This is a genomic window from Streptomyces sp. DSM 116795, from assembly GCF_055792905.1.
Window position 1 is genome coordinate 2,209,773 of sequence record NZ_CM147707.1, and the last position, 12,638, is coordinate 2,222,410.

Below are 12,638 nucleotides of genomic sequence, written 5' to 3' on the forward strand. Positions count from 1 at the left end.
CCGCCGCCGGAGCCGGAGCCGTCAGCCTCCCGCGACGCTGCCCAGGTACGCCTCGGCCTTCGCCGGGTCGTAGAAGTACTCCTCGAAGTCGGCGGGGTTGTCGAAGCCGTTGGCGAACCGGTCGGCGACGGGCTGGAGTTGGCCGGCCGCGCCGATCAGGTTGAGGATGTGCTCGGGCGGAGGGGCCAGCATCGCGTTCGTCCACTTCGTGGTGTGCTGCACGTCGGCCCAGAAGCGGTCGAAGGTCTGCTGCATCCATTCCTCGTCGAAGGGCTTGTCGCCGCGTTCGAGGATGGACGCCAGGTAGGCCGCCGCACACTTGGACGCGGAGTTCGAACCCTGGCCCGTGATGGGGTCGTTGGCGACGACGACGTCCGCGACGCCGAGCACGGCACCGCCGCCGGGCAGGCGCCCCACGGGCTTCCGCACGGTCGGGGCGTACCTCCCGGAGAGCGTGCCGCCGGCGTCCGTGAGCTCGACCTTCGTGGCCCGCGCGTACTCCCAGGGCAGGAACTGCTCCATCAGCTCCAGGGTCGTGGCGAGCTGCTCGTTCGGGTCCTTGACGCCCTGGAAGACATCGAGAGGACCGCCGGGGATGCCTTCCCAGAAGAGGATGTCGCAGCGGCCGGTCGTCGTCAGGCAGGGCATGACGAACATCTCGCCGACGCCAGGCACCAGGTTGCAGCGCACCGCCTCGGTGTCCGGGTGCTCGGGGCGCGGGCCGAGCCCGTTGACGTAACTGACCGCCAGGGCGCGCTGCGGGGAGTCGTACGGTGAACGCTCCGCGTCCCGCTCGAACATCGAGACCAGTTCGCCCTTGCCGGCCGCGACGAGGACGAGGTCGTACTTCTTCGCGAAGAAGTCGAGGTCGGAGACGGCCGCACCGTGGATGACGAGCTGGCCGCCGCGCTGCGCGAAGGTCTCCATCCAGCCGGACATCTTCACGCGCTGGTCGACGGACTGCGCGTAACCGTCGAGCATTCCCAGCCAGTTGATGGCGCGCTGGGTCTCGCCCGGGCCGTGCACGGACTCCGGGTCGGCGACGGACACACCCAGGCCCTCGACCTTCGGGGTCTGGCCCTCCCAGAAGTTGACCTCGATGTCGCGCTCGTTCTGCAGTGCCGTGTGGAACTGCATCTGCGTCGACATCACGCGGCCGCCGCGGATCTCGTCCGCCGTGCGGTTCGACATCACGGTGACCTCGTAGCCCTGCGCCTGCAGGCCCAGCGCAAGCTGCAGGCCCGCCTGACCGGCTCCGACAATGAGTATCTTCCGCATGGCGGCTCTCTTCTCCGTACGTAGTGCAGTTCGGCGCCCGCGCGGGATTCAGGCGGGCGTGACGTCCAGGGCGTGACTGACCAGAGCGAGCAGGGACTTCAGGACGGTCGGCCGCTCACGCGCATCCATGATCACAACAGGCACGTGCCGGGGGACGGACAGGGCCTCCCGCACGTCCTCGGCTTCGTAGGCGGTGGTCCCCTCGAAGTGGTTCACCGCGACGACGTACGGATACCCGCAGCTCTCGAAATAGTCCAGAGCGGGGAAGCAGTCCTCGAGCCGCCGGGTGTCCGCCATCACGACGGCGCCGATCGCGCCGCGCACGAGGTCGTCCCACATGAACCAGAACCGCTGCTGGCCGGGCGTGCCGAACAGATAGAGCACCAGGTCCGATTCGAGCGTGATGCGCCCGAAGTCCATGGCCACGGTTGTCGTGGTCTTCTCCGGCGTGGAGGCGATGTCGTCGGTGGACTCGCTCGCCTGCGTCATCAACGCCTCGGTCGTCAGGGGTTCGATCTCGGAGACCGAACCGACGAGAGTCGTCTTGCCGACGCCGAAGCCGCCCGCGACCACGATCTTGGTGGATATGGGCGCCTGCGAGAGATCCTCCTGCCACTCCTGCACTCCGGGAGCCGTATCGCCCGCAGTCCGCACTTCATCCACGACCGGCTCAGAGCCTGCGAAGTCCACCCAGCACCCTTTCCAACAGCGCACGGTCGGGACGGTCGCTGCCGTGCCCGGTGCCGTGAACGCGCACCCTTCCTTGATCGGCGAGGTCGCTCAGCAGAACCCGTACCACGCCGAGAGGCATCTTCAACAGTGCCGCGATCTCCGCCACCGACCGCATGCGGCGGCAGAGTTCGACAATCGCCCGCATTTCCGGCATCACGCGGTCCCGCAGACCGCCCGAGGTCAACTCCGGGCGCTCCTCGGGGGCTTCGATCGCGGCCACGATCGTCTCGACCAGCAGCACGTGGCCGAAGCGGGTACGGCCTCCGGTGAGGGTGTACGGGCGGACTCTCTTGGACTTTCCGCTCTCGCCACGGCGTGCGGGCAAGGGGGGCGGGGAGGAAGCAGCAGGTGTCACTGGTCCAGCTCCATCGACGAGCGCAGTTCGGTGCGGAGTTCAGGGGTGAGGACATGGCCGGCACGGCCCACGAAGAGCGCCATGTGGTAGGCGATGACGCTCATGTCACAGTCCGGCGTGGCGTGCACACCGAGCAGGGAACCGTCGCTGATCGCCATCACGAAGAGCGAGCCCTCTTCCATCGCGACGACCGTCTGCCGGATCTCGCCGCCGTCCATCAGCTTCGCGGCTCCGATGGTGAGCGAACCGAGGCCGGAGACGATGGTCGCCAGGTCGGCGCTCGTCCCCCTGGGACTGCGGCTTCTGCCCGCACGGACGGCCGGGCGGCCCTCTTCGCCGTCCGTCCGCGGACCGGAGCTCCCGGACCCGGCGTGCCCGTCGGTGCCCAGGGTGCCGGCGGCGGCCGCCTCCTGTTGCCGGTCGGACGACAGCAGCAGCAGCCCGTCGGACGAGACTACGGCGACGGACAGGATGCCCGGCACTTCGTCGACAAGGTTCTCCAACAGCCAGCGCAGATTGCGCGCTTGAGTGCTGCCAGTCGTGCGCGTGGTGGGCGCGTTCACCTGCGAGCCTCCTCGGCGGTACCACCTTCGGACTGCGCCCCCCGTTGATCAGTCGCATTCTCTTCAGCGCCGGTCTCGGCCTCCGCGTCACGGCGGCCGTGCGCAGCCCCCCGCTGGAACCCGCCCAGCCTGCGGCGCATTTCCTCGGCGTTCGCGCCCTGTTTGCGCGGCTGCGCGCGGTCGCTCTGCGCCTCCACATGGTGCGGGGTCCGCTTCGGGAGACCCTTGTCGGTGATGCTCGGCTGTTCCGGGATCGCGGGCTCCGGCGCGGGCTCCGGCGCGGGCTCCGTCTCCAGGTCCGGCTCCGGGTCCAGGTGCGGCCCGGAAACGGGACCGGGACCGGTCCCGGGAGTGGCCTCCGGCGCGGCCGTGGGAGCGGCCTCCGGCGCGGTCCCGGGCGGGGCTTCGGCGTCGGGCCCGGGGTCGTGCCCCGCCCGGCTGCCGGTCTCGCCCGGCGCCAGCCCGTGCTCCTCGGAGGGCGTGCCCGCGTCCCGTACGGCCTGCTCCGCCGCCGTGACGAGCGGATCGCCGGTCCGGCGGGCGGGCAGCGCATTGGAGTTGGCCTCCGCGACCGAGCCCGGGAAGGCCGACGCCGGAGCGGCGGCCCGTCGGCCTCCCGCGCCCTCGCCCGACGCCGCCACGGGGGCCGGCCGTGCGGGCAGCAGCACGCTCGGCACCGCCACGACGGCCGCTATGCCGCCGCCCTGCCGGCGTTCGCGCAACTGCACACGGAGCCCGTGCCGGGCCGCGAGCCTGGCGACGACGTAGAGGCCCATGCCGAGCCCGGTCTCCGGGCTGCGGTCACCGGCCTGCGCCTGTGCGGCCTCCATCTCCGGGGGCTCCTGCCCTTCGGGCACGCTGAGCCGCGCGTTGAGCGCCGCGAGTCTTCTGCTGGTGACGCCGATGCCTTCGTCCTCGACGGAGAGCATCACTTCGCCGCTCTCCAGCAGCCAGCCGGAGAGCTGCACTTGGGCGTCGGGCGGGGAGAACGTGGCAGCGTTGTCGAGGAGTTCGGAGAGGAGGTGGCTCAGGTCGTCGGCGGCGTGCCCCGAGACCTGCACGTGCGGCGGCAACTGGCCCAGCTCAACGCGCTCGTAGCGCTCTATCTCACTGATCGCGGCCCGCAGCACGTCCAGCAGCGGTACGGGGCCGGAGTGGTTCGCGGTGACGTGTTCGGCGCCGGCGAGCAGCAGCAGGTTCTCGCTGTAACGGCGCATCCGCGTCGCGAGGTGGTCGAGCTTGAAGAGCGTGCTGAGCCGGGAGGGATCGCTCTCCCTCTCCTCCAGGTCCTCGATGACGCCGAGCTGCCGCTCCACCAGGCCCAGGGTGCGCAGGGCGAGGTTGACGAAGGTGCCGTGGACGGCGCCCGACAGGGCGTCGAGGCGCTCCTTCAGGGCGGCGTACTCGCCCCGCACACGGTCGCGTTCGGCGGTGAGAGTGTCCTTGTGGCGGACCAGGTAGTTGTTGTCGGCCTCAGCCTCGGCGGCACGCTCGTGCGCGTCGACGAGTGCTTCGCGGAGGGTGTTCAGCGAGCGTACGACCTCGGCGAACTCGTCGTTCCTGCCGTTGAAGACGACCGGGGCCTCACCGACCGGGTTCCCCGCCAGCCGGCGGGAACCGCGCTTGAGCACGGACAGCGGGCGGGCCATGGAGCGCGCCGTCTGCACGCTGATGCCGGCCGCGAGCAGCAGGCAGAGCCCGACCAGGGCGATGCGCCACTCCAGCGCGGTGACGTCGTCGTCCCGCAGCTGTTCCAGATGCTTCAACTCCTCGGCGGCGAAGGACGACTGGACCCCGCGCATGCTGTCGATGCGGGCCGAGAGAGTCGCGTCGATGCGGTCGTGGTTCATGGCGCGGTCCCCCGCGTCCAGGTACGGCCGGCCGGTCAGCCGCGCCAGATAGCGCTCGGCCACCGCGACGTCCGCACCGGTGACCGTCTCGGTGAAGGTGTCGCGGGCCGAACCGCCCGCGCCGTCGCCGAAGTCCGCCAGCGCGGCCTGCTCACGCACGTCCGCGCGCTGTGCCTCTTCCATCAGGGCACCCTGCGGTCCGCCGGCGGCGAGCGCGCCGCGCAGCAGGCCTCGTACCGCCGACGCCTGCTGGACGGCCTGGCCGAGGTCGGGCAGCGCGTGTGCCGCTCCCGAACCGCCGGAGGTGTCCGTGGCGCGTGCGGGCAGGGAGCGTGCGATCTCCGCGCCCACGTCCTGAAGGGTCTTGATGGTGCCGGTGTACGCCTCGTGCATCTCCAGCGCGCTGCTGTCGCCGGCCTGCGCCTCCTGGCGGATGCGCGGCAGCTTGCCGAGGGACTTCCGTACGGACGCGGGTGCCGTCTCCCGGATCTCGGTGATCTGCCGGTCGACGCGGGCGCGTTGCTCCTCGGTGACGCCTGCGCCGTCACGGCTGGTGCGGCCGGCGGCGACATACTCGACCATGCCGTCGCGCTCGTCCGCCAGTGCGTGGCCGAGGGCGATGGCCCGCTTGTCGAGCTCGGCGCGGTCCACCAGCTCCTGGGACTCGGTGAGATCGCCGTATGCGCCCAGCACCGCGGGTGTGCCGGCTCCGAGCACGGCGACTGAGCAGAGCGCCACGGAGGCCAGCAGCCGGTTCCGCACCCGCGCCCGGCGGGGGGCGGGCTCCTGTGCCGGGCCGCCCTGCGCCGTGGCCCGGCTCCCGGGCCTGGTCAGCAGTCCGGCCGGTCCGCCCGGCTTCCGCAGTAGCTTCGTCCGCACCCGTGCTCGCAATCTCGTCGGGGCCTGCCCCGGGGCGACCCACCCCGGGTGGCGCAGTCCAACCATGTGTCGCAGGAGCGGACTTCGTCCCATGTCGTCCCTTGCATCCCCTTGGACGCCATCCGACCCTTCCAGCACGGATGACAGGCGATGTGACGATCTCCTGTTGGGCCACCCGAAGGAGTGAACCGTAAACGGGAGTCGGCGAACAACTCCACTTGCGCACGCCAACCACCCTGTGCCGGGCACCGGTTGGCGATCCCCTCAAGGGCTGGCACGTTGCGCGTTCGCATACTTGCGGACGCGCTAATTCCGGTCAACTCCGGTCCCACCGCGACGCCTGACCTGGCGAACTTCGCCGAATGCCCAGGCTCTTGACACGTCTTGCCGGTCCCCTCCACCGGAGCGCCCCGAGTGCAGACTGAAGGCCATGCGCATCGACATGACCGGCGAGCCCGGAGATCCCCGGCACCCCAACGAGGACTACGTCTCGGCGGCTCTCCCCTCGTCCGGAGAGGGGGGCGCACTGGTGGTGCTGGACGGGGTGACGCCGCCGCGGGACGGCACCGGATGCGTACACGGGGTGCCCTGGTTCACAGCCCGCCTGGGCGGCACGATGCTCGAACTCGCCACCGCACAGCGGGACCTGACACTCCGTGCGTGCCTTTCGAAGGCCATTTCCCGTACCGCTGCCGAACATTGTTCAATCTGTGACCTTTCTCACAGCCGTACTCCGCAGGCGACCGTCGTCGCCGCCCGCTGGGACGAGGAGACCGTCGAGCACCTGGTCCTGTCGGACTCGGTGCTGCTCATGGAGCGCCCGGGCGGCTCGGTGACGCCCGTACTCGACTCCCGGCTGGGCGAACTGCCGCCGCACATCGGCGCGTTGCGAAGCCGTGTGCGTGCGCTGCCCGAGGAGGGTGCCGAACGGAGCGCCGCCCGCGCCGAGTACGTCCGCGCGGTCGAGGCCCTGCGCAACATCCCCGACGGCACCGGCTTCTACACGGCTGCCGCCGACCCGGCCGTCGCCTCACGCGCCGTCACGGGGACCGCGCCACGCTCGGAGGTGAGCGCGCTGCTGGCGCTCAGCGACGGCGCGGCACGCTGGAGCGAGATCTTCCGGCTCGGGGACTGGGCGGCGCTTCTCGCCCTCGTACGGAAGGAGGGCACCGGCTCGCTGGTCGCCCGCGTACGCCGGGCCGAGCGGGCCGATCCGCACGGTACGGCGCATCCGCGGGGCAAGGCGCACGACGACGCCTCGGCCGTCTTCGCCGAACTGGTGCCGGGAGGGGCACCGGGCGCATCAGGCCCGCCGGCCGCTGCCGGGGAGACTGCGGGCAGCTGACTGCCGGCGGCCGGCTCGCCCGTCCGGCTCGCCCGTCCGACTCCCGCCGCTGACTCCCGCGGCCAGACTGCCCGCGGTGAACTCGTCAACTCCCCGCGTCCGACATGGAATTGAGCTGATGCATCAGCCGCGCCAGCTCGGCGACCTCGGCCGGGTCCCAGGTGGCGAGCTTGCGCATGTACTCGCCCCGGCGTGCCTCGCGCACCGATCTGAAACTGTCGCGGCCCCGCGGGGTCAGATGCACGAGCTGGGCACGGCCGTCGACCGGGTCGGGGGCGCGGAGGATCAACCCGAGGTTCTCCAGCACCCGCAACTGGCGGCTGATGGTCGCCTTGCCGACACCGAAGTACGTGGCGAGGTCGGTGGCCCGTTGCGGACCGCCCTCGTCAAGACGCATGAAGAGCCCGTACGCGGCGGGCTCCAGCTCAGGGTGAACCTCTCGGGCCATCTCGCCCGAGAAGGCGCGCGCCCGGCGCATGAAGACCGTCAGCTCCCGTTCGAGATCCAGCAGTTCGGGTGCCTGCTGCCGCATGTACTCATCCACCTCTGCGCCCTTCTCCTCCGTCGCCCCACGCGTCTCTGCCGTCATTCGCGCGGAAACTTCCCGTCGCGGACGGCGATCGTCGCAGTTCCAGCATTATTTCGCAGGTATGGACCACCGGCAGAGAGCTGTCCGTCTTCCCCGCCTATGTCTACGCGCGTACGGTTAAAGATGTGACATGCCCACACCAGAGTGGGCATGTATCAACTACCCCCCACCTTCACGCCCCACCGCACCGTTCCCCGCGCCAATCCCGACTCCCCACCCCACGCACGGTTTCGGAGGCAGCGATGCCAGGTCACGGATCCGGTACGACCCGCCGCGGACGAGGAATCCTCTCCGCGGCGGGGTTGTTCATCTCCGCTCTCGCTCTGCTCGTCACCGCACCGGGTACGGCGAGCGCGGCCCCCCAGGACGCCGACCCCGTCAAGCCCGGCGAGGCCTCGATGGGCGTCGGCGTACGCATGCACGAGGGCGGCGACTCCACGGACGGCAGCCCGCCGCAGACGCTGGCCGCGTCCGTCCACGGCGTCGACGTGAGCAGCCATCAGGGCAACGTCCCGTGGTCGACCCTGTGGAACAGCGGCGTCAGGTGGGCCTACGTCAAGGCGACGGAGGGCACGTCGTACACGAACCCCTACTTCACGCAGCAGTACAACGGCTCGTACAACATCGGGATGATCCGCGGCGCCTACCACTTCGCGCTGCCGGACAACTCCAGCGGTGCCGCGCAGGCCAACTACTTCGCGGACCACGGCGGCGGCTGGAGCAAGGACGGCAAGACGCTCCCCGGCGTGCTCGACATCGAGTACAACCCGTACGGATCGACCTGTTACGGGAAGAGCCAGAGCGCCATGGTCAGCTGGATCAAGGACTTCACCAGCACCTACAAGTCACGTACCGGACGGGACGCCGTGATCTACACGACGACGGACTGGTGGACGCAGTGCACGGGCAACAACGGCGGCTTCGGCAGCACCAACCCGCTGTGGATCGCCCGTTACGCCTCTTCGCCCGGCACGCTCCCCAACGGGTGGGGCTTCCACACCTTCTGGCAGTACACCTCGACCGGGCCGACCGTCGGGGACCACAACCTGTTCAACGGTTCGATGGACCGTCTGAAGGCGCTCGCCAACGGATGACCGGCGACGCCCCGCGGACGGTGACCTGACGCCCGTGCCGCGCCGGCGGCGGAGCGTGCCGGCGCGGCGTTCCCAGCCGGGAGGGGGTGCCCGGTGGCGGCTCTTGCGGGCCGCCACCGGGAGCTCCCGCCCGCCCGGACACGCCGTAGCTGTACTGACCCGTCAGCTCTTGTCCGGCTTCGTCGTGGCCGGCGCCGAGCCGACGGCTTCGCAGTTGGGGACGCTGTTGGGCGGCGCGCAGTTGGTGGGGTGGTTCTTGAAGACGGTGCTCCGGATGAGGTTCACCTGGAACGGGGTCGGCTGCTTCGCGGACTTGCTCTTGCTCTCTTCATGCCTGGGGGCGCCGTTCGTACCGATGAACAGGCTGAAGCGGGTACCGGGGTTCGCGATGCCGCCGCCGCGGGTGGCGCCGCCGTTCGCGGTGTTGTGGCTGACGCTGCTCCTGTACAGGGTCGTCGGCTCGTTCGCACCGGTCTGGATGCCGCCGCCGTCGGTCTGAGCGATGTTGCGCCTGACCTTTGTGAAGTTCGCGCGCAGCGGCCCGGTCTGGTCGTTGATGGCCATGGTCATGATGCCGCCGCCGTGGTCGCCGGAGTCGTTGCCGTCGACCGATACGTGCTCCAGCTTGGTTTCGCCTGCGTTCGCGAGGCCGCCTCCCCAGATGCCGCCCCAGTTGTCGCGGATGGCGCCGCCCCGCATCGTCATCGTCCCGTTGGTGGCCACCCCACCGCCGAAACCGCCCCTGTTGTTGTTGACCGTGGAGTCCTTCAGAACGAGGGTTCCCAGCTGGTTCCAGATCCCGGCGCCGACGCTGCCCCTGTTGTCCCGGACCGTCACATCGGTCAGGGAGAGTCTGCCGCGGTCGTTGAAGAAGCCCCCGCCGTGGCCCGAGTCCGCGGTGGTCTGACCCCCGCGGACGCTGACCGAGTCCAGGCTGAGGCTGCCGCCCTGTCTCACGTGGAAGACGCGGAAGGACGCCTGGGCGTTGGTGCCGCGCTGAATGGCGGTGCCGTCTCCGGAGATCCGTACCTTTCCGGTGATCTCCGGCAGGCCGTCGTCCGCGTTGTCCGGCTGCGAGAGGTTGTAGACACAACGAGGGGCGAGGACGATGCTGCCGCCGCTGGTGTTGGCCGCGTTGATGGCCGCCTTCAGTGCGGCGATGTCGTTGCAGGGCACGCGAGTCGGCGCCTGCGCCTGCGCTTGCCCGGCAGGCAGGAGTGTCAGGCACAGGCCGAGGCCGGTGACGGCGGTCAGGGTTACGCGTCTGAGCTTGTCAGTCATGCGGCTTCCCTTGCGTCTGGGGGGACAGGAGGACGGCTTCCGGCGACGCCCAGAAGCCTGCGAGCAGCCATCGCCACTGAGCGCCGCCGAGCCGGCATTCCGAGATCTATCCGACGAGCGGATCCGCCGCATGTCCGGCTGTGCCGTTCGGCCGCCGTGCCCAGGGCGGCCCCGTCGAAGGCGCGGCGAGGGGCCCCGGCCGGGAGATCCCGTACGCGGCCGTCAGGAAGACCTGCCGGTCGTCCCTCGCGACCTCGGCGGCGCAGCCGCCCTGCGTCCGCCGCAACCTCAGCTTCTCCCCGGTTTTGTGGCGTTCCCGGCCGGGGCGGAGCCGACGGCGTCGCAGCGGGGGACGCTCCCGGGCGGCGCACAATTGGTGGGGGTGTTCCTGAAGACGGCGCTGCGGATGAGGTTCACCTCGAACGGCGGCTGGGCGGCGCTGCTGTTCCTCCGCTTGGCGCTCGTCCCCGTGCCGGTGTGGAGGTCGAGGGAGACACCTGTGTTCGAGATGCCGCCGCCCATGCCGGGGCCGCCGTTCGCGACGTTGCGGCTGACGCTGCTGCGGTACAGAGTCGTCGGCTCGTCCGCACCGGCGTACATGCCGCCGCCGTCGGTCTGCGCGACGTTGCCCCGGATCCTGGTGAAGTTCATCCGCAGCGGCCCGGATTCCTCATCGATGGCCATGGTTGCGATGCCGCCGCCGAGATCGCCGGAGCCGTTGCCGTCGACCGACGCGTGGTCCAGCTTGGTGGCGCCTCCGTTCGCGAGGCCGCCTGCCCAGTTCGTCGCCGTGTTGCTGCGGAGGGCGCCGCCCCGCATCGTCATCGTCCCGCTCGTGCCGACCCCGCCGCCCCACACGGCGCTGTTGTCCCTGACCGTGGTGTTCTTCAGAACGAGCCGTCCCAGGACGCTCGCGATCCCGCCGCCGAGGCCGCTGGATGTGTTGTTCCTGACCGTCACGCCGCTCAGGCTGACGGTGCCGCGTTCGTTGAGGAGCCCGCCGCCGTTGCTCCCGCTCACCGGAGCGGACTCACCGCCGCGGACGGTGAGCGAGTGCAGAGCGAGGCTGCCGCCCAGCGTCACGTGGAAGACGCGGAAGGGCGGGGCGCCGGCTGCGCGCCGGATGACCGAGCGGTTTCCGGAGATCCGCACCTTGCCGGTGATCTCCGGCAGGCCGTCGTCCGCGTTGTCGGCCGCGGTGAGCGAGTAGGTGCAGCGATGCGCGAGGACGATGCCGCGCCCGCTCGTGTTGGCGTTGTCGACCGCGGCCCTGAGCGCGGCGACGTCGTTGCACGGGACCCGGATCGACGCCTGCGGAGCCTGGCGGGAAGGAGCGTGAGGCAGAGGCCGAGGCCGGTGACTGCGGTGAGGGATACGCGTCTGAGCTCGTCGGTCATGCGGCTTCCCTTTGCTCTGGGGGACGGGCGTCTTGCTCTGGGGACGGGCGGCCGGGGCGTGGTGGAACCGTCAACTCCTGCCCGGCTTCGTTTCGTTCTTGGACGGCGCGGAGCCGACGGCGTCGCAGCGCGGAACGCTGTTGGGCGGGGCACAGTTCTCGGGCGTGTTCTTGAAGACGGTGCTCCGGATGAGATTCACCTTGGGCAGCGCCTGCGCGGCACCGGCCTTGCTGATCCGCTCGTCCTCGGCGCCTGTGGCCGTGGTGATCTCGTAGCGGGCTCCGAAGTTGCCGATGCCGCCGCCGCTGCCGGGGCCGTCGGTCGCGGTGTTGCGGTTGACGGTGCTCCGGTACAGGGTCGTCGGCTCGGTGCCGCCGATCAGGATGCCGCCGCCTGTCACGGCCGTGTTCCCTCTGACCTGCGTGAAGTTCGTACGCAGCGGTCCGCTGCGGCCGTTGATGTCCAGGGGCATGAGGCCGCCGCCGACCTCGGCTTCGTTGTGGTTCGCCGACACGTGGTGCAGCGTGGTGCGGCCGGCGTTCGCGAGGCCACCGCCCCAGTTGACGGCCGTGTTGTCGCTGAGGGCGCCGCCCCGCATCGTCATCGTCCCGTTGGTGGCCACCCCACCGGCGTTCACGCTGGTGTTGTTCCTGACCTCGGTGTTCTTCAGCTCCAGCGCTCCGCGGTTGTTCCAGATGCCGCCGCCGAGGAACGCGGAACTGTTGTTCCTCACCGTCACGTCGGTCAGGGTCACTCTGCCCTGATCGCTGAAGATTCCTCCGCCGTTGCGCCCCGTATCGTTGAACGCCGAACCGCCGCGGACAGTGAGCGACTTCAGACTCAGGCTGCCCCCCTGCCGTACGTGGAAGACGCGGAAGGCACCGTTGGCGCCGGGACCTCGCTGGATGGTGGACCGGTCCCCGGAGATCCGCACGTCCCCGGTGATCTCCGGCAGGCCGTCGTCGGTGTTGTCGGCCGCCGTCAGGGAGTAGATGCAGTGCGAGGCGAGGACGATGCTGCCGCCGCCGGTGTTCGCGTCGTCGATGGCCGTCCTGAGCGCGGCGATGTCGTTGCAGGGCACGCGGACCGACGCCTGCGGAGCCTGCGCCTGGGCCTGCGCCTGGGCCTGTCCGGTGGGAAGAAGGGTGAGGAACAGGCCGAGGCCCGTCGCGGTGGTGACGGTTACGCGTCTGAGCTTCGCGGTCATGCGGCATCCCTTGCTGTGAGGGAACAGGGAGTCGGGATCCGGCAGCGCCCAGAGGCCCCCGGGCAGTT

The 12,638-nt window shown here is 70.5% G+C and carries 12 protein-coding genes; 2 read left to right on the plus strand and 10 right to left on the minus strand.

Features of this window, described 5'->3' with window-relative positions; genetic code table 11:
* Positions 1–21: 21 nt before the first annotated feature.
* From ACSMXX_RS09290 to ACSMXX_RS09310, 5 genes are read right to left on the minus strand one after another with little or no spacing between them, the layout of a single operon-like run.
* On the minus strand, positions 22–1,278 hold the full coding sequence (locus tag ACSMXX_RS09290) for a styrene monooxygenase/indole monooxygenase family protein (protein WP_473183562.1): 1,257 nt from the start codon (positions 1,276–1,278) through the stop codon (positions 22–24).
* A 48-nt stretch (positions 1,279–1,326) separates the two neighbouring features.
* Complete coding sequence (locus ACSMXX_RS09295) at positions 1,327–1,941, minus strand: GTP-binding protein (protein ID WP_473183563.1); 615 nt, start codon at positions 1,939–1,941, stop codon at positions 1,327–1,329.
* Positions 1,942–1,948: 7 nt separating this feature from the next.
* Entirely contained in the window at positions 1,949–2,365 is a 417-nt protein-coding gene (locus ACSMXX_RS09300) for a DUF742 domain-containing protein (RefSeq protein ID WP_473183564.1), read from the minus strand.
* Entirely contained in the window at positions 2,362–2,928 is a 567-nt protein-coding gene (locus ACSMXX_RS09305; RefSeq protein WP_473183565.1) for a roadblock/LC7 domain-containing protein, read from the minus strand. The genes ACSMXX_RS09300 and ACSMXX_RS09305 overlap by 4 nt, the downstream gene beginning before the upstream one ends.
* A complete protein-coding gene (locus ACSMXX_RS09310; RefSeq protein WP_473183566.1) occupies positions 2,925–5,657 on the minus strand; it encodes a sensor histidine kinase in 2,733 nt (910 codons plus the stop codon). The genes ACSMXX_RS09305 and ACSMXX_RS09310 overlap by 4 nt, the downstream gene beginning before the upstream one ends.
* Positions 5,658–6,087: 430 nt before the next feature.
* Here ACSMXX_RS09310 and ACSMXX_RS09315 point away from each other — a divergent pair, with 430 nt between their 5' ends.
* Positions 6,088–7,002 (plus strand): hypothetical protein, encoded by a 915-nt coding sequence (locus ACSMXX_RS09315; RefSeq protein ID WP_473183567.1) that lies wholly within the window; start codon positions 6,088–6,090, stop codon positions 7,000–7,002.
* A gap of 85 nt (positions 7,003–7,087) precedes the next feature.
* Here the strand turns inward: ACSMXX_RS09315 and ACSMXX_RS09320 are convergent, their stop codons facing one another.
* On the minus strand, positions 7,088–7,534 hold the full coding sequence (locus ACSMXX_RS09320; RefSeq protein ID WP_473184706.1) for a MarR family winged helix-turn-helix transcriptional regulator: 447 nt from the start codon (positions 7,532–7,534) through the stop codon (positions 7,088–7,090).
* A 299-nt stretch (positions 7,535–7,833) separates the two neighbouring features.
* Between ACSMXX_RS09320 and ACSMXX_RS09325 the strand changes: the two genes are divergently transcribed.
* On the plus strand, positions 7,834–8,685 hold the full coding sequence (locus tag ACSMXX_RS09325) for a lysozyme (RefSeq protein WP_473183568.1): 852 nt from the start codon (positions 7,834–7,836) through the stop codon (positions 8,683–8,685).
* A gap of 162 nt (positions 8,686–8,847) precedes the next feature.
* On the opposite strand, the gene ACSMXX_RS09330 is transcribed toward ACSMXX_RS09325, so the two are convergent.
* From ACSMXX_RS09330 to ACSMXX_RS09345, 4 genes are all read right to left on the minus strand, one after another.
* Entirely contained in the window at positions 8,848–9,966 is a 1,119-nt protein-coding gene (locus ACSMXX_RS09330) for a hypothetical protein (RefSeq protein WP_473183569.1), read from the minus strand.
* A gap of 106 nt (positions 9,967–10,072) precedes the next feature.
* On the minus strand, positions 10,073–10,252 hold the full coding sequence (locus ACSMXX_RS09335) for a hypothetical protein (RefSeq protein ID WP_473183570.1): 180 nt from the start codon (positions 10,250–10,252) through the stop codon (positions 10,073–10,075).
* A gap of 2 nt (positions 10,253–10,254) precedes the next feature.
* Positions 10,255–11,118: a hypothetical protein gene (locus ACSMXX_RS09340; RefSeq protein ID WP_473183571.1), complete on the minus strand. Its 864-nt coding sequence runs from the start codon at positions 11,116–11,118 to the stop codon at positions 10,255–10,257.
* A 315-nt stretch (positions 11,119–11,433) separates the two neighbouring features.
* The gene (locus ACSMXX_RS09345) at positions 11,434–12,570 is read right to left on the minus strand and encodes a hypothetical protein (protein WP_473183572.1); all 1,137 of its coding nucleotides are present in this window, start codon (positions 12,568–12,570) and stop codon (positions 11,434–11,436) included.
* Positions 12,571–12,638: the final 68 nt, after the last annotated feature.